This is a genomic window from Streptomyces griseochromogenes (assembly GCF_001542625.1).
Lineage (GTDB): Bacteria > Actinomycetota > Actinomycetes > Streptomycetales > Streptomycetaceae > Streptomyces > Streptomyces griseochromogenes.
This window is the reverse complement of sequence record NZ_CP016279.1, coordinates 6,529,854-6,545,316: the sequence shown is the minus strand read 5'-3', so window position 1 is coordinate 6,545,316 and position 15,463 is coordinate 6,529,854. Positions and strand designations below refer to the sequence as shown.

General features: G+C 73.3%; 15 protein-coding genes. 6 read left to right on the top strand and 9 right to left on the bottom strand.

What is annotated here, in order from left to right:
- Window positions 1–82: 82 nt before the first annotated feature.
- The 3 genes from AVL59_RS28100 to AVL59_RS28090 form a co-directional block, all read right to left on the bottom strand.
- Window positions 83–667: an Rv1733c family protein gene (locus tag AVL59_RS28100; protein ID WP_067317867.1), complete on the bottom strand. Its 585-nt coding sequence runs from the start codon at window positions 665–667 to the stop codon at window positions 83–85.
- A 215-nt stretch (window positions 668–882) separates the two neighbouring features.
- Complete coding sequence (locus AVL59_RS28095; protein WP_067309777.1) at window positions 883–1,650, bottom strand: ferredoxin reductase; 768 nt, start codon at window positions 1,648–1,650, stop codon at window positions 883–885.
- Window positions 1,643–2,248, bottom strand: coding sequence for a sulfite oxidase-like oxidoreductase (locus AVL59_RS28090; RefSeq protein WP_067309772.1), 606 nt, complete (start codon window positions 2,246–2,248; stop codon window positions 1,643–1,645). The genes AVL59_RS28095 and AVL59_RS28090 overlap by 8 nt, the downstream gene beginning before the upstream one ends.
- Before the next feature lie 178 nt (window positions 2,249–2,426).
- On the opposite strand from AVL59_RS28090, the gene AVL59_RS28085 reads away from it, so the two are divergent.
- Both AVL59_RS28085 and AVL59_RS28080 read left to right on the top strand, forming a co-directional pair.
- Window positions 2,427–3,353, top strand: a complete 927-nt coding sequence (locus AVL59_RS28085) for an NADP-dependent oxidoreductase (RefSeq protein ID WP_067309769.1) — start codon at window positions 2,427–2,429, stop codon at window positions 3,351–3,353.
- Entirely contained in the window at window positions 3,350–4,078 is a 729-nt protein-coding gene (locus AVL59_RS28080) for a GNAT family N-acetyltransferase (RefSeq protein WP_067309766.1), read from the top strand. Before AVL59_RS28085 ends, AVL59_RS28080 begins: the two co-directional genes overlap by 4 nt.
- Before the next feature lie 40 nt (window positions 4,079–4,118).
- Here the strand turns inward: AVL59_RS28080 and AVL59_RS28075 are convergent, their stop codons facing one another.
- Window positions 4,119–4,517, bottom strand: a complete 399-nt coding sequence (locus AVL59_RS28075; RefSeq protein WP_245382843.1) for a MarR family winged helix-turn-helix transcriptional regulator — start codon at window positions 4,515–4,517, stop codon at window positions 4,119–4,121.
- Window positions 4,518–4,698: 181 nt separating this feature from the next.
- On the opposite strand from AVL59_RS28075, the gene AVL59_RS28070 reads away from it, so the two are divergent.
- Window positions 4,699–5,826, top strand: coding sequence for an ABC-2 transporter permease (locus AVL59_RS28070; RefSeq protein WP_067309761.1), 1,128 nt, complete (start codon window positions 4,699–4,701; stop codon window positions 5,824–5,826).
- A gap of 227 nt (window positions 5,827–6,053) precedes the next feature.
- On the opposite strand, the gene AVL59_RS28065 is transcribed toward AVL59_RS28070, so the two are convergent.
- The 3 genes from AVL59_RS28065 to AVL59_RS28055 form a co-directional block, all read right to left on the bottom strand.
- Window positions 6,054–7,307, bottom strand: coding sequence for a vWA domain-containing protein (locus AVL59_RS28065; protein WP_067309758.1), 1,254 nt, complete (start codon window positions 7,305–7,307; stop codon window positions 6,054–6,056).
- The gene (locus AVL59_RS28060; protein WP_067309755.1) at window positions 7,304–8,557 is read right to left on the bottom strand and encodes an AAA family ATPase; all 1,254 of its coding nucleotides are present in this window, start codon (window positions 8,555–8,557) and stop codon (window positions 7,304–7,306) included. Before AVL59_RS28060 ends, AVL59_RS28065 begins: the two co-directional genes overlap by 4 nt.
- Before the next feature lie 103 nt (window positions 8,558–8,660).
- The gene (locus AVL59_RS28055; protein WP_067309753.1) at window positions 8,661–10,049 is read right to left on the bottom strand and encodes a hypothetical protein; all 1,389 of its coding nucleotides are present in this window, start codon (window positions 10,047–10,049) and stop codon (window positions 8,661–8,663) included.
- A gap of 346 nt (window positions 10,050–10,395) precedes the next feature.
- Between AVL59_RS28055 and AVL59_RS28050 the strand changes: the two genes are divergently transcribed.
- A complete protein-coding gene (locus AVL59_RS28050) occupies window positions 10,396–11,202 on the top strand; it encodes a putative protein N(5)-glutamine methyltransferase (protein ID WP_067309750.1) in 807 nt (268 codons plus the stop codon).
- A gap of 1 nt (window position 11,203) precedes the next feature.
- Here AVL59_RS28050 and AVL59_RS28045 read toward each other — a convergent pair whose 3' ends face one another.
- Entirely contained in the window at window positions 11,204–13,282 is a 2,079-nt protein-coding gene (locus AVL59_RS28045) for a SpoIIE family protein phosphatase (protein ID WP_099053324.1), read from the bottom strand.
- A gap of 322 nt (window positions 13,283–13,604) precedes the next feature.
- Between AVL59_RS28045 and AVL59_RS28040 the strand changes: the two genes are divergently transcribed.
- Window positions 13,605–14,483 (top strand): hypothetical protein, encoded by an 879-nt coding sequence (locus tag AVL59_RS28040; protein WP_067309747.1) that lies wholly within the window; start codon window positions 13,605–13,607, stop codon window positions 14,481–14,483.
- 125 nt (window positions 14,484–14,608) lie between these two features.
- Window positions 14,609–14,977, top strand: coding sequence for a hypothetical protein (locus AVL59_RS28035; protein WP_067309745.1), 369 nt, complete (start codon window positions 14,609–14,611; stop codon window positions 14,975–14,977).
- 12 nt (window positions 14,978–14,989) lie between these two features.
- On the opposite strand, the gene AVL59_RS28030 is transcribed toward AVL59_RS28035, so the two are convergent.
- Window positions 14,990–15,406: a tautomerase family protein gene (locus tag AVL59_RS28030; protein ID WP_067309743.1), complete on the bottom strand. Its 417-nt coding sequence runs from the start codon at window positions 15,404–15,406 to the stop codon at window positions 14,990–14,992.
- Between the last annotated feature and the right edge of the window lie 57 nt (window positions 15,407–15,463).

Genomic DNA, 15,463 nt, shown 5'->3' with positions numbered 1-15,463 from the left:
AGCGCTTGCTGCACCCGTGGGGCGGCGTGATCCCCGGTGATCCCGGAGGTCCGCTGAGGCCCGCTGCTCGGGTCACCGCCGCTCAGGTCCTCGGCCGGGTCCACTTCGGGCCGGTGCGTGCCCATGCCCGCTCCCACTCCGCCAGCCGGTGGCGCAGCGCGATCCGGCGCTCCAGGGCGTGCCCGAGAAGGACCACCGCCGCGGCGCCGCCCGCCGCGCACACGCCGATGGTCACCGTGTGCTGCCAGACGGCGACATCGTCCGGGGGCGGGGCGACACTGCGGCCCCGGGTGTCGAACCACACGGTCACCACGTCACCGGCCCGGCTCCCCGCGGGAACGCGGGCCTGCGCGGTGCGGGTCCCCTTGCCCGGCTCGGTCCAGCGGACCGTTGCGCGATAGGCGTGCCCACGGTCGCCCTGGACCGTGCGCGTGTGCCCGGACGTGCCGGCGAGCACTACGGCACGCACCGGGTGTCGCTCGGCCCGCTGGGCCGTGGCGAGCGTCCGCGCCCGGTCATGGGCGTGCAGGCCCGCCGCCACTCCGGTCAGGGGCGCGACCACGAACAGCAGCACGGCGACGATCAGTACCGTCCACGCCTCCACGACGTCCGAACGGCGCCGCAGCGGATTGCGCCGCCAGCGCCAGCCACGCACCTGGGTACGCATGTCCACCTCCTCGCCGCCGGCGGAGCCGGAGGACCGGGCGAGCCGGGTCTTCGGTCGTCCGCCCCCGCTGCACACGAGCGTCCACATCCGTCTCGTACCCCGTACGGCGCACCTCGCCTCACGCCGCCAACCGCGACTTCAAGCCCACATGGAGCACGGCACGCGGCACGCGCCCCGAGATCGCGCGAGCGGCCGTGTGCGTGCGACCCGCGCGCTCACCCGAAGCGTTCGATGCGGATGCGCTCGACCGGCTGGCCCGCCTCGACCAGCAGCCGTGAGGCATGCTCGGCGAAGCCGTTGGAGCCGCACACATAGGCCTCCCACCCATTCGGGGGCTGCTCGGCGAGGAGCGGCGCCACATGTGCGGCCGCCATACGACCCACCGGTACGCCGGTGGGGGCGCTGCGCGTGAACACGGCCGTCGTCTCCGTGCCCAGCTCCCGCGCGTAGATCAGCTCCTCGGGGCCGCGCGCCGACACCAGCATCCGCAGCGGCACGGCCAGGTCCCGCGCCCGGTGGTGTCGCACCATCGACATCAGCGGTACGACCCCGGAACCGGCCCCGAGCAGCAGGGCGGGCCGGTCGCCCGCCCAGGCGAAGAAGCCGCTCAGCGGGCCACGCACCTCGACCGTGTCACCGGGCCTGGCCACCGTGTGGAACCAGCCCGAGACCTCCCCGTCCGGCACATGGTCCAAGGTCAGCTCGATATGGCCGGAGTCGTCCGGTGCGGAGGCGATCGAGTAGTGGCGCTGCGCCGCGTAGCCGTCTGCCGCGGTCAGCCGCAGCATCAGATGCTGACCGGGCAGATGCCCCGTCCAGCCGGGCACCGCGAGGCGGAAGGTGGCCGCGTGCGGTGTCTCGCGCCGGATCTCGGTCAGCGTGGCCGTCTGCCACAGTGCCGCCGTCTGGTCGGCCACCGGGATGCGCCCGGGCACGGCGAAGCGCGTCGGGGGAGTGAAGGCCTTGGCCGGGGTCTCAGTCACCGGAGTACCGCTGCTCCTCCCAGGGATTGCCCCGCTCGTGGTAGCCGTTGCGCTCCCAGAAACCCGGCTCGTCGTGGTCGAGGAGCGTGATGCCGGCGATCCACTTGGCGCTCTTCCAGAAGTACAGGTGCGGCACCAGCAGCCGCGCCGGGCCCCCGTGTTCGGGTGCGAGCGGCCTGCCGTCGTACTCCCAGGCGATCCAGGCCCGTCCGCCCACGAGGTCCGCGAGCGGCAGGTTCGCGGTGTAACCGGTGTGGGAGTAGGCGATCGCATGGGTGGCGGACCCATGGGGCCGCACCACATGGAAGAACGCGTCCAGCGAGACGCCGCCGAACCTCACCCCGAACTTCGACCAGCCGGTCACGCAGTGGATGTCGCCCTCGTACGACGAGCCGGGCAGGGCCCGCGCCGCGTCCCAGTCCCAGGTGTGCGGCCGCTCCACGAGTCCGTCGATGCGGAAGGACCAGTCGGCGGGTGCCAGGTCGGGGGTGACCTCGGCGGACAGGACGGGCCAGTCGTCCCGCGCGTCGTACTGCCCGGGCGGCAGCCCCGGGTTGTCGACGCGCGGGCGGCCCGTGAAGCCTCGGGTGACGTTCATGTTTCAACCGTACGTGGTCGCCGGGGATGCTCCGTTCCAGGTCAGTGCCCCGATTGTTGCGGTCGTACGAACTCCGGGCGGGACCGGGAATAGCCGCGGCGCGCTCCTCATTGGCGCAGAGTGCCGGCCGGTGCGCCGGTGGGCGCACGACGGAAGCGAAGGAAAGGGAGGGAAGCGGATGCCCAAGGCCTACGTCTTCACGCGGTACGGCGGCCCCGAGACCGAGGCGCTGACCGAGGTGGAACGGCCCGGCGCCGGCCCCGGAAAGATCCTGGTCGCGGTACGGGCGGCGGGGGTGAACCCGGTCGACTGGAAACTGCGGGGCGGATTCCGCCGCCCCGGCGAGAGCGGCGAGCGCGTCTTTCCCGCGGTCTTCGGCAGCGAGGCCGCCGGTGTCGTCGTGGCGGTCGGCGAGGGCGTCAGCGGGTTCGCCGTCGGCGACGAGGTGTTCGGCAACACCGTGGACGGCGGGTATGCCGAGTACGCCCTGTTGCCTGCCGCGGTGAGCGCGCACAAGCCCGCCGGGCTGTCCTTCACCGACGCCGCCACCCTGCCGGTCGCCGCGGCCACCGCCTACGACGGCGTCCGCCAGCTGGATCTGCCCGAGGGAGCGACCCTGCTGGTGACGGGTGCGGGCGGGGGAGTCGGCGCGGCGGCCGTGCAGATCGCCCGTGCCTTCGGCGTGCGGGTCGTGGGCGTGGCGAGCGAGAGCAAGAAGGACTTCGTCGAGTCGCTCGGCGCGGTCCATGTGCCGAGCGGCCCCGGTCTTGCCGAGCGCGTACGTGCCGCCGCACCCGAGGGCGTCGACGCCGTGTTCGACCTGGTGGGCGACCGGACGCTCGCCGAGGCGGCCACCCTGCTCGCCGACCGGACCAGGCTGATCACCGCGGGTGCACCACCCGCGACCGTCGCCGAACTGGGCGGCTCCCGGGTCGTCCGCGCCCGCACCGCGGCCGTCCTGGACGCGTTGGCGGACCTCGTCCTGCGCGGCGCCCTGAACCCTCACGTCACCAGCGCCTTCCCGCTGGAGCGCGCCGAGGAGGCTCTGCGCGCCGTCGAGGGCGGGCACGCCCGGGGCAAGATCGTGATCGAGGTGGCCGGATGAGCGACCCGGAGGCGTCGCACGTCCTCGACAACCCCGCCCTCGCCTCCCTGGCCGGCCCGCACGCCCGCTTCGCCGAGCGGCGCGGCCGAGTGCTGCGCTACCCGGTCGACGTCTCTCCGTGGCTGGCGCTGCCCGCCGAGCCGGACGCGGACGACTGGGCGGACCTCGCCGCACTGGCCGGGCCCGGATCCGAGGTGCCGCTGCCCGGCTTTCGCGGTCAGGTGCCGCCCGGCTGGGAGGTGACCTTCCACGTGGAGGGAGTCCAGCTCGTGGACGACGGCCTCGCCACGGCGCCGGACGCGGAGGCGGTCCGCCTGGGCCCGGCCGACGTACCCGAGATGCTGGACCTGGTGGCGCGCACCCAGCCCGGCCCGTTCCTGCCGCGCACCATCGAACTCGGCACCTACCTGGGCATCCGCCGCGAGGGCGCCCTGATCGCCATGGCCGGGGAGCGGTTGCACCCGCCGGGCTGGACCGAGATCAGCGCGGTCTGCACCGACCCGGCCTTCCGCGGCCAGGGCCTGGGCACCCGGCTGATCCGCGCGGTCGCGCACGGCATCCGGGAGCGCGGCGAGACCCCGTTCCTGCATACCGGCGCCCACAACGCCGGGGCCATCCGGCTCTACGAGTCCCTCGGCTTCCGGCTGCGTCTGCGCACGGCCTTCCTCGCGGCCCGGGCCCCCGAACGCCTGGCCGACGACCGGGCTGCCATAGCGGTGCCCTGACCGGCCACGGCTCGGCCGTAGCGGCGCCGTGACCGGCGTATCAGCCGGACTCGGTGCCGGACGGTCCGGCGTTGTAGCGCTCCAGGTAGGCCGCGAAGCGGATCAGGTCCTCCTCCGGCCAGTGCGCGAGCCGCTCCCGGAAGGCGGCCCGGCGGCTGCGGGTGACCTGGGCGAGGATCTCCTGGCCCGCCTCCGTCAGATGCAGCACCTGGACCCGGTGGTCCTCGGCATCCAGGCGCCGTTCGATCAGCCCCGACAGCTCCAGCGCCGCCACCTGGCGGCTCACCGTCGACTTGTCCAGCGCGTAGTGGGCGGCCAGGTCGGTCGCCCGGCATCCGCCGCACTCCTCCAGATGGCTGAGCAGGGTGTACGACACCAGCGACAGCTCGGGGTGCATGCGCCCCGCCGAGGCGCGGGCCCGGCGGGCGAAGACCGTCATCTCGCGCTGGATCGTCTCCACGGCCGTTTCCGCCGTTGTCACGGGAACACCTCCTCGGGCTCCTTCTCCGTGGGCTCCTTCTCCGTGGGTTCCTTCACGGGAATACCTCCTCCGCCGATCTAGTTGTATAGTACAACTTGAACAAGAAGTTGTATAAGCCAACTATTGGAGGTCGCCCGCGATGAGGTCACCGGTACTGCGCCATGTGCTCACGCACCTGATCACCCCGCTGCTGATGTGCATAGGCATGGGGCTCGCGTACATGGGGGCCTTCGTGACCCCGGAGCCGAACCACCTGCCCGTGGCCGTCGTGGGCGCCGGACCCCGGGCGAAGGTGTTCGCCCAGACCGTCAAGGACACCGCGGGGGACAAGCTGGACGTCCGCACCGTCGCCACCCGCGCCGCCGCCGTGGATCTGCTGAAGTCCCGGGATGTGACCGGCGCCTATGTGCCGAGCGCCAAGGCGCCCGAGCTGCTGGTGGCCACCGCCGCGTCCGACATGGGCGCGACGGCCGTCGAAAAGGTCTTCACGCCGGTCGCCGCCAAGGAGGGCGTCCCGCTGAAGGTCACCGACGTGGCCGCGCCGGTGGCCGACGACCCCACCGGACAGGGCCTGTTCTTCCTGCTGATCGCGGTCAGCATCGGTTCCTACGCCTCGGTGGCCGCCCTCGGTGCCGCGGGTGCCGGGCTCCCGATGCGGGTACGGGCGCTGCTCGCGCTCGGTGTCTCCGCCGTGGTCGGCGCCATCGGCACCCTGCTCGCCGGGCCGGTGTTCCACCTCGCGCACCACGGGCTCGCGAGCCTGTGGGGGATGGCGTCGCTGTACTCCGCGGGCATCCTCTTCATCGGCGTGGGCCTGCACACCTTCCTCAAGCGGTGGACGACGCTGACCATGATGGTGCTGTTCGTGATGCTCAACTTCACCAGCTCCGGCGGTTTGTTCCGGCCCGAGCTGCAGAACGGGTTCTTCGGCACCCTGCACGCCTTCTGGAACGGCGCCGGGTTCGTCGAGGGCATCCGCAGCCTGCTGTACTTCGGCGACGACGGCCTGGCGCGCAACGTGTGGACGCTCGTGGTCTGGCTGTTCGTCGGCCTCGCGGTGACCGCGATCGCGGCCGCCTGCGAACGGGCCCGTGCGTCCCGGCCGACGACGGCTCTTCCCGAGCCCGCGCCGAGCGCACCGAGCGTGGAGGGCGCACCGAGCGCGCAGGGCGCCGGGCCGAGGACGCATCGGCAGTTCGAGGCGGAGGCGGAGCAGGCAGTCGAGGAAGAGCTCGCGGAAGAGGTCGAGGAGACGGTCGGCGTCTGAGGAGCGCCGTGCTGGAGGACCGGACCGGATGCGGGACACCGGTCACCGGGGCTCGTGTCGCCGGGGAGGGAGCTCACGGCCCGCGACGGGCGGCGTCCCTCCCGGACGCCGTACCGGCCCCGCCCAGGCAGCCGTCCCCGGCAGCCGTTCCGGGCCGCTGTCCCGGGCCGCCGTCCTCGGCCGCCCGCGGACGTGCGCCGGGCAGCGGCTGCTCCCCGCTCGTCGGCTCACCCCCCTGACGACCCGATCGTCACCACCCGAGCCCACTCGGGCGGTGTGTCCGGCCGGTAGTGGGGGTCGTGCTCGATCGAGGACCCGCTCGACCGCTGCCGCGGGAACAGGCCCACCACCGTCCGGCACGCCGGTCGCGCGGCCGGCCAAGGCGTCTGTCCGTCCGTCAGGACCACGACGACGTCGGGCCCCGGCCGCGTCCGCAGCGCCCGGTCGAAGCCCGCCCGCAGATCCGTCCCGCCGCCGCCCACCAGCTCGATCCCTTCGGCCCGGCACAGCGGCTGCACGGTCCGGGCCGCCGCATCGCACGACACCACGGTGACCAGGTCGCGCCGGCCGCCCACAGAACGGGAGATCGCGGCGACCTCCAGGAGCGCGCTGCCCAGTTCGGTGTCGCTGACCGACCCGGAGGTGTCGACGACCACACACACCCGAGGGGGCCTGCGCCGCAGACCCGGCAGGATCGCGCGGGGCACCCCGGCCGAGCGGCGCGCCGGACGGCCGTAACTGTAGTCGTCACCCGAGCCCGCGCCGGAGGTCGCCGAGCGGACCGCCGCGCCCAGCAACTCACGCCAGGGCTGCGGCGGATGGAGCACCTCCTCGGCCCACCGCCGCCATCCCTCGGGCGCGGTCCCGGGACGGCCGTTGATGCCCTGCGCCACCCGGAAGCGGACCAAGTCCCGCTCCTGGTCGCTCAGGCCGTGCGCGCCGTCCGGTCCCAGCTCCCACCCGCGGTCCAGCCCGTCGGCCCCGCTGCCGCAGTCCAGCCAGGCCAGCCGCTGCGTGATCGCCCCCAGCCGGAAGCGCCGCAGATAGTCCTCCATGAGGAGTCCCACCGGCAGCCCCAACCGATCCGGCTGGACCGCGCCTTCGGGCCGGACCAGCCCGTCGCCGTACACGTCGTCGTTGATCTCGAGGTCCGCGGCGATGTTCATCCGCAGCCGCTCCCCGGGGCCGGTCAGCCCGCGCTCCCGGGCGACGCGGTCGCTGCGCCCGTGATGGTCGCGCAGCAGGTGGGACACCTCGTGCACCCACACCGCGGCCAGCTCCTCCACGGGCGTCCGGTCCACGAAGACCGGCGAGACATAGCACCGCCAGTACCGGTCGACGCCCATCGTCGGCACCTGCCGCGACTCGACGGGGTGCAGCGCGAACAGCGCCGTCGCCAAGTAGGGCCGCACCCGGGCCGCTTGCAGCCGGGCGGCGAAGAGCTTGCCGAGGTCCAGCGCCCCCGGTGTGCCCGTCGTCATCGGCGGACCCCGGTCGCGACGGCGGCCCGGCGGGTGGCGTCGTCGGCGCGCCGGGACAGGGACACCACACCGGCGAGCCGTTCGATCGCCGCCGGTACGTCCCAGCCCTCGCGGCGCAGGGACGCCAGCGTGGTGGCGGGCACGACCACCACGTCCGGGGCTCCGGTCTCCAGCGCGCGCACCAGCAGGGTCCACGCCGCGTCCCAGCGGTCCCGCTCCGGCCGCTTGCGGACCGCGTCCACCACGCCGTCCAGCACGGCCTGCCGCAGATCCCCGCGCTCGGGCAGGACGGCACCTGCCGCATCGGCCAGCAGCGCCTCGGGATCGGGCAGGTCCATCCGGTCCAGGCTCGCCAGAAGTTCGAGGCCCGGTCCGTCTCCCACCGTCCCCCGGACCAGCAGGGACAGCACATCGCGGGAGGAGTCCGCGGCCGTCACGAAGGCGATCAGACGCAGCGTCATCTCCCAGCTGCGCGGCGACGGCCAGGCACCGCCCCTGCGGGTCTCACCGCTGGGCAGGCGGTGCGCGAGTCCCGGCCGCGCGGAGAGGAAGCCGCACACGGCGCGCCGCGCGAAGGCCACGGCCTCCGGCAGCTTCTCCGCATCGAGCCGGGGCAGGGTGGCCCGGGGCCAGACACCGCCGAGGCCGCGTACGACGACGTCGTGGTCGTGCGTCCACTGCAGGTGCACGAAGCGGTTGGCCAGAGGAGGGCTCAGTTCCCAGCCGTCGGCGGCCGAGGAGCGCGGGTTGGCGGCGGCCACGATCCGCACGCCGGGCGGCAGCCGCAGCGCACCGATCCGCCGCTCCAGCACGAGCCGCAGCAGCGCCGCCTGGACGGCCGGGGGAGCGGTGGACAGCTCGTCCAGGAACAGCAGCCCGCGGCCGGCCCGCACCAGCCGTACCGCCCAGTCCGGCGGGGCCATCGGGACACCCTGTGCCGCGGGATCGTCTCCCACGACGGGCAGCCCCGAGAAGTCGGACGGCTCGTGCACGCTGGCGATCACGGTGGTCAGCGGCAGGTCGAGTGCGGTCGCGAGCTGGGTGAGGGCCGCGGTCTTGCCGATGCCGGGCTCACCCCACAGGAGCACGGGGAGGTCGGCGGCGACGGCCAGGGTCAGCGCCTCCAGCTGGGTGTCGGCGCGGGGTTCGGTGCTCGCCTCGCGCAGCAGGGTCAACAGGTCGGCGGCGAGGTCGAGTTGAGAGGTGCCGGACGGGGATGCGGGCGTGACGAGGGAAGTCTGCGAAGGCATAAGGGGTCACCTGGGTGTGAAGTCGGTGGAAGGAGAAGTGACAGGAAAAGTGGCAGAAGAAGTGGAAGGAAAAGTGGCAGGAGAAGTGGAAGGAGAAGCCGGATCAGCGGCGGGAGGTCGCGCGACGCGGGTCGCGGCGCCGTCGCCGGGTGGGCCGGGGGGTCGGATCGGGTGGGGTGCTGCCGGGGCCGGTGAGACCGGCCCGGTAGAGCCCGTAGGCGATCCGGCGTTCGGCGGCCCTCTCCAGCGCGTCCCGCAAGGCGCCGTCGCGCAGCAGCGCCTCGGGACCCAGCAGGCCCTCGACGACGGTCAGCGCACCGGCGGTGTCGCCGTGGTCGAGGCGTTCGCGGACCCCGGTGAGGCAGTCCGGACGCCGGTGCGCCTCGTCGATGGCCTGCAGGCACGGCAGCGGTGGCCCGCCGAGCGCGACCAGCAGGTCCTCGCGCCGGATCTCGTCCGGGCCGTGGTCCAGCGGGACCAGTACGCCGTCGACCAGACCGATCCGGTGCCGGGCGCCCCGGCACTCCACCAGGCGCGGCTCTCCCGGCGGACCGATGGGCCGGGGCGGCCCGGACGGGATGTGATCCGGGACCAGAGCGGCGGCGACCAAGGGGTGCAGCCGCCCGGGTTCGAGCAGATCGGCGCGCATCAGGTCCAGATCGGGCAGGACCCAGGTCGCGGCGTCGGGCAGGACGGGCAGTGCGTGAAAGCCGCCGTCCGGGGGCCGCGCGGCGACCCGCAGGGCGGGGCGCGGGCCGTCCGCGCCGTCTGCCAGTTCCAGGACGAGCCGGCGCCGGCCGCCGCACCGTACGGCGAAGGCGCCGCCGGTCCGTCCCTGCGAGCCCAGCAGGATCCGTGCCTCGGCCGCCCACCGGCCCGTGGCACAGCCGGGTTCCGGTGGTACCAGGTCAGGCGGTACCGGGTCCGGCGGCTCCGGGTCCGGCACGGGCTGGTCGGCCCCCGCCCGCACCCTCAGCTCATCGGCCCGGTGCGCATCCCACAGATGCCGGTGCAGATCGAGCCGGTACCGCCGACTGGGGTGCGGATGCGGATGACGGGCCGTGGCCGGGCCGGACCCGTCCCACAGCGCGAGGCCGATCCGCTGGCCGGCGTCCGCCCAGGCGGGCGGGGTCCGGGCCACGAGGTGCACCGGGTGGGCGTCGGCGCGCTCCCGGTACCGGGCGAGCGTGAGGGTCAGGCCCGGGCGCAGCAGCCCGTCGGGCGCGATCCTCGGCATGTGCCAGCGCAGCAGGTCGGGAGCGAGACGGCGGAGGTCGGCGCGGACCCGGGCCGCGAGTTCTCGGCCATGGACGCGGGCGACGGAACGCAGATCGAGGTCGACGTCGACACCGGCGGCGGCGCACGCCCCCGCCCAGTCCCCGGCGCGGCGTCGGGCGGTCGCGGTCTCGATCATGGACGGCGGCACGGCGAACTCACGCACGCGCAGCCACAAGGAAAGCCGGGAATCACCGTACGCGGTCTGAGTGAGCATCAGCACTCACCTTGCGCGGACGGGACCCCCAATCTGTCAGCAGAGTGAGTGGTCATCGCCGCGATCGTAGCGGGCACCCGCATCGCCGCGCCAGGGAGTTTGTACGAACGGGTCGAACGGGTCGAACAGAGCGCAGTCGGCGCCGGATCCGGGCGCTGGGGTATGGTGACCGTCCGGCCGCGGAGGGTTCGCGGCCGCACACCGCCGAGGAGGTGAGACCCATTACCGCTGTGTCAGCTGGGGTGCTCTCTCCTTGTGACGTCTTGTCGTGACCGCGCGGAACACCGGCGCCGGTGACCGCGAGAGCGCCCTTCGGCCCCAGGTTCCCGAAAGGCTCTCGGCTTCCATGCCCTCCCTGCCCCCTTCGCCCTCCCTGCCCTCTTCCGCTCCGTCCGCCGTCGTCTGCGCACTGCGCGCCGCCGGGTGCGTCTTCGCCGAGGACGAGGCGGAGTTGCTCCTCGCCACCGCCCGTACCCCCGACGAACTGTCCGCCATGGTGGACCGGCGCGTCGCCGGGCTCCCGCTCGAACACGTCCTCGGCTGGGCCGGTTTCCACGGTCTGCGCATCGAGGTGGAACCCGGCGTCTTCGTCCCCCGCCGCCGTACCGAGTTCCTGATCGACCAGGCCCTGGCCGAGGCGCCCGGAGCACGGGTGGTCGTCGACCTGTGCTGCGGGTCCGGTGCGCTCGGCGCGGCCCTGGCCGACGCGCTCGGTCCCGTCGAGGTGCACGCCGCCGACATCGACCCAGCCGCTGTACGCTGCGCCCGCCGCAACCTCGCCCGCTACGACGGGCGGGTCCACGCGGGCGACCTGTTCGACGCCCTGCCCGCCGCTCTGCGGGGCCGGGTCGGCATCCTCACGGCCAACGTGCCCTACGTCCCGAGCTCCGAGGTGGCGCTGCTGCCGGCGGAGGCCCGGGACCACGAGCCACTGACCGCCCTCGACGGCGGCGCGGACGGCCTCGACGTCCTGCGCCGGGTGGCCGCCGGGGCACCCGAATGGCTCGCGCCCGGCGGCTGCCTGCTGACCGAGACCGGCGAACACCAGGCCCGGGCGGCCGTGCAGGCGTTCGCCGACGCCGGTCTGACGACCCGTCTGGCGGTGCCGGAGGAGCTGTTCGCGCACGTGGTGATCGGCGTCCGGGAGCGGTGACCTACGGCAGCTCCTGCGCCCGGGCGATGAGCAGGGCCACGTCGTCGTGGTTGTCCGGATGGTGCAGTGTGCGCAGGAGCAGGTCGCAGGCATCCTCCAGCGGACGGCCGGGGTCGTCGAGCAGGGACAGCAGGAAGTCCAGGCGCTCGTCCAGTGAATGGCGGCGGGTCTCGACCAGCCCGTCGGTGTAGAAGACCAGCACGTCGCCCGGCTCGAAGTCGAAGGTCACGGTGGAGAACTCGACCCCGCCCACGCCCAGCGGCACCCCGGTGGGCAGGTCGAGCAGCTCCGGCGGCCGTCCGGGGCGGACCCGGGCCGGCGGCAGGTGGCCGGCGTTGGCGATCCGGCACTGGCGCAGATGCGGATCGTGGACGGCGTACACACAGGTGGCGATGGAGTGGTCCAGCGCCGAGGTCGTCTTGTCCAGGTGCTCCAGCAGCACCGCGGGGTCGAGGCCGAGCGAGGCGAGCGTGGTGGTCGCGGTGCGCAGCCGGCCCATGGTGGCGGCGGCGCTGATGCCGCTGCCCATCACGTCGCCGACCACCAGCGCGGTCCTGCCGCCCTCCAGCGGGATGACGTCGAACCAGTCGCCGCCGACCTCGCTGGTGGCGCCCGCCGGCTGGTAGCGGGAGGCCACTTCCAGGCCGGTCGTCACGGGCGGGTGGCTGGGCAGCAGGCTGCGCTGGAGGGTGAGCGCGGTGTTGCGGGCGTTCTGGTACCAGCGGGCGTTGTCGATCTGCACGGCCGCGCGGGCCGCCAGCTCGCGGGCCAGCAGGACGTCGTCCTCGTCGAAAGGAGCCTGATTGCGGGTGCGCTTGAGGTCGAGGGCACCGAGCACCTCGCCGCGGGCGATCAGCGGCACGGCGAGATACGAGTGCAGGCCCGCCCGGCCCAGCAGTACGGCCGCCTCGGCGGAGCGGGCGATGCGCGGCAGGTCCTCGTCCTTGACCTGCTGCACCAGCACCGCCTCACCCGTACGGACGCACTCGGTGACCAGGCGGTCGGGCGCGTACTGGGCGATCTTGCCCGGCGTGTCGGCGGCCCGTACGGCGTCCGACTCCTGCTCGGCGCGCAGCGCCAGGGCCCGGATCACCGCGGGCTCCGACGGGCCGAGGGTGCTGGGCCGCCCCTCCACGACCGCGTCCAGCAGATCGACGGCGGCCACGTCGGCCAGCTCGGGCACGGCGACCTCGGCCAGTTCGAGCGCGGTGCGCTCCAGCTCCAGCGTCGTACCGATCCGCGCCGAGGCGTCGGCGATGACCGCGAGCCGTCGTCGGGCGGCCTCGGTCTCGATGCGCGAACGGTACTGCTCGGTGATGTCCACCACGGAGGCTGCGACCCCCAGCACCGTGCCCCCGGCGTCCTCCAGCCGGTAGAGCGACACCGACCAGGCATGGTCTTCGTCCGGGTCCGCCGGGGTCCGGCCGACGGTGGACCGGCCCACGAACGGCAGGCCGGACTCCAGGACCCGGCGGGCCGCGTTCTCCAGGGCGTCGACGTCCAGCAGCGGCAGCACGTCGCCGAGTGTCCGCCCGACGTGCTCCTCGGCGGGAACGCCGTTGATCCGCGCCAGGGAGGGGTTGACCGAGACGTACCGCAGGTCCGTGTCGAACACGGCGAACCCGATCGGCGACTGCTGCACCATCCGCTCGGACAGGGCCACGTCCTGTTCCAGGCGGCGCACCGTGGACCGGTCGGCCGCGAGCCCCAGCGCGTACGCGGCGCCCCGGTCGTCCAGCAGGCGCATGTTGCGGAACTCCACCAGACGCGTGCCGCCGTCCTTGACCCGGACGGGGAACGCCCCGGCCCAGCTCTGACCGGTCCGCATCACATCGGCGAACAGCTTGCCGATCAGCTGGAAGTGCTGCTCGTGCACCATCAGCCGGGCGGCGTACTGCCCCAGCGCCTCGCCCGCCGAGTAGCCGAACAGCTCCTCGGCCTGGGGGCTCCACAGCACGATGCGGCCCTCGGAGTCCAGCACGACCGAGGCCACCCCCAGGACGTCGAGCAGCCCGCTCGGCCCCACCGGCCCGCGCGGGGGCTCGTCGCCCTCCGTCACCGGAGCCTCGGCTGCACTCATGCCACGCACCGCCTTCGCCCGTCCGAACGGCACGTCGTCCCCCGTGCCGACTCCCCTTGTTCTACCGCGCTCACACTCGACTCTCCGACGCCGTCGCCGTCAATCTCCACCATCTCTCAACACGACGGCCGACGTCCGCCGAAGCCGTCACGGCGCGGCGCCCGCGGTCCGGGCGCCGCCCGCGGTGGCCGCGCGGGGCGGGTCCGAGAGGGCCGTGAGAGTTCACTGTCATGTTGCTCTATTGGCCTGTACATGACTACCCAATCGGGCCAGACTGTCCGCCGACCGAGTGCCCCCACCGCCCGTTTCCGAGGAGTCGGCCATGCCCGCGCCCGCCCGGCAACGTTGTCACGCAGTCCTCGCCGGACTCGTCACCCTGGCCACCGCCGCCGTCGTGTCCCTAGCCGCACCCGCCCCGGCCTCCGCGGCCGACAACTGGACCGAGACCGGTTCCGACCGTGCCGAACCGCTGACCGAGAGCCAGGGTCTGACCTCGGTGGAGGTTCCCGCGAACAGTCCCAACCGGTACACCGGTATCGGCACCATCCCGCTCGGCGTCTCCGTGCGCGGCTGGAATCACGTCGGCGACCCCGACGCCTCGTACAACGGCTACTACATCGAGCCCTACCAGCAGGACTCGGGCAATTCGAAGATGTTCCGCGTGCAGGCGCCGGACGGTGCCTGGTCGGAGTACGTCCACACGCTGAGTCCCGGCGAGGCCCTGAACAACTCCTGGGACGCGATCTCGCCGGACGGCCAGTGGATGCTCGCGGGCGAGTGGGGCACCATGAACCGCCTGCTGGTCTTCCCGACCCCCGGCATCAATCCGAGCACCTCGCCCTCGCGGAACCTCCCGCAGGCCTCCGACGTCCGGCTCGACCACGCCGTGCGCGACGTCCAGGGCTGCGACTTCTCCGGCCCGACGACCCTGTTGTGCTCCTCCGACGACCCGGACGGCTCCCTGTTCGGCATGACCAAGCCGCTGCTCCAGATCGACCTGTCGGCGGCCCCGGGCAGTTCGGACGTCACGGGTCATGTCACGGCCCTGCGCCAGCTGCCGTTGCGCAGCTCCTGCTCGGGCTCCTACGAGGCGGAGGGCATCGACTACGACCGCCGCACCGGCATTCTGCGCGTGATCGTCATGTCGCCGGGGTTCTGCGTGCTCACGGACAGCAAGACGTACAAGTTCTCGCGCGGCTGAGCCCCGGCCGCCCGCGGTGGCGCGACAGGTGGTGCGTTTCGGGAAATTGGTGGTTTTCTTGGGAGGTGGCGCGGTGCGCGGGGAACCCGCTCGGTCGTGCCACCGCCATGAGAGGAGCGATCACGATGGCCCGTGAGCGAACGCACGAGGAGCCCGTCTCCCTCGAGATCAGCGGATGCAGCAAGGAAGACGCCCGGATCGTGTTCGACGCGCTGTGCGAGTGCTTCGAGTCCGACCGGTCCGCCGAGGACGTGCCGCAGCAGCTCCACGAGACACGCCCCATGGTGTGGATCGGCACGTTCGAAGTCACCGACGCCCACACCTGCAAGCCGCCCGCCCGGCTCTCGGCCAGTGTCGAGGCCGACGCGCAGGGCGGCTACTGGGCGATCAACCGGCTCCACAGGACGCTGGACTCCCTCTTCGCGGTGCGCAACCTCTCCTCGGCCTCGGGCGACCAGGAGAGGGAACTGCACGTCCTGCTCGAAAGCCGCTGACACCGCCCCGGTCTACACCGCTCCGGCCGCCCGCGCATCGCCGCCGGCGGCCGGGGCGTACTGTGCTTCGCCGTTGCCGAGCGACCAGTCCACCGACTCGTTCTCGGTGACCGTGACGAACACGTTGCGCGGTTCGGTGCCCGCGTACTCGTACGCGAGTTCGGCGATCCGCCGGTACATCGCCCGCTTCTGATCGGGCGTACGCCCCGAGCGCATCGTGATCGCCACGTAGACGATCCCGTCGTCCCGGCGCACGCCCAGGTAGTCGCCGTGACGCAGGGTGCCGCCGCCGTCGTGACCCACCAGGACCTGGAAGCGGTCGCTCGGCGGCACGCCGATCGTCTCCACCAGGGCGTCCTGTACGGCGCGGCCCAGAGCGTCGAGACGGCCGCTGTCGGTGCCCAGCGCGTCGATGCGGACGAAAGGCATGTCGGAGTCCCCCTGTGAAGCGGCTCTGCGGTTGGACGGACATTGTACATACTAGTA

What these genes read in the sequence shown, in the direction of transcription:
- AVL59_RS28100 (WP_067317867.1), bottom strand. Translation starts at nt 667, where the DNA reads ATGCGTACCCAGGTGCGTGGCTGGCGCTGGCGGCGCAATCCGCTGCGG.
- AVL59_RS28090 (WP_067309772.1), bottom strand. Translation starts at nt 2,248, where the DNA reads ATGAACGTCACCCGAGGCTTCACGGGCCGCCCGCGCGTCGACAACCCG.
- AVL59_RS28085 (WP_067309769.1), top strand. Translation starts at nt 2,427, where the DNA reads ATGCCCAAGGCCTACGTCTTCACGCGGTACGGCGGCCCCGAGACCGAG.
- AVL59_RS28080 (WP_067309766.1), top strand. Translation starts at nt 3,350, where the DNA reads ATGAGCGACCCGGAGGCGTCGCACGTCCTCGACAACCCCGCCCTCGCC.
- AVL59_RS28075 (WP_245382843.1), bottom strand. Translation starts at nt 4,517, where the DNA reads ATGACGGTCTTCGCCCGCCGGGCCCGCGCCTCGGCGGGGCGCATGCAC.
- AVL59_RS28070 (WP_067309761.1), top strand. Translation starts at nt 4,699, where the DNA reads ATGAGGTCACCGGTACTGCGCCATGTGCTCACGCACCTGATCACCCCG.
- AVL59_RS28065 (WP_067309758.1), bottom strand. Translation starts at nt 7,307, where the DNA reads ATGACGACGGGCACACCGGGGGCGCTGGACCTCGGCAAGCTCTTCGCC.
- AVL59_RS28060 (WP_067309755.1), bottom strand. Translation starts at nt 8,557, where the DNA reads ATGCCTTCGCAGACTTCCCTCGTCACGCCCGCATCCCCGTCCGGCACC.
- AVL59_RS28055 (WP_067309753.1), bottom strand. Translation starts at nt 10,049, where the DNA reads ATGCTCACTCAGACCGCGTACGGTGATTCCCGGCTTTCCTTGTGGCTG.
- AVL59_RS28050 (WP_067309750.1), top strand. Translation starts at nt 10,396, where the DNA reads ATGCCCTCCCTGCCCCCTTCGCCCTCCCTGCCCTCTTCCGCTCCGTCC.
- AVL59_RS28045 (WP_099053324.1), bottom strand. Translation starts at nt 13,282, where the DNA reads ATGAGTGCAGCCGAGGCTCCGGTGACGGAGGGCGACGAGCCCCCGCGC.
- AVL59_RS28040 (WP_067309747.1), top strand. Translation starts at nt 13,605, where the DNA reads ATGCCCGCGCCCGCCCGGCAACGTTGTCACGCAGTCCTCGCCGGACTC.
- AVL59_RS28035 (WP_067309745.1), top strand. Translation starts at nt 14,609, where the DNA reads ATGGCCCGTGAGCGAACGCACGAGGAGCCCGTCTCCCTCGAGATCAGC.
- AVL59_RS28030 (WP_067309743.1), bottom strand. Translation starts at nt 15,406, where the DNA reads ATGCCTTTCGTCCGCATCGACGCGCTGGGCACCGACAGCGGCCGTCTC.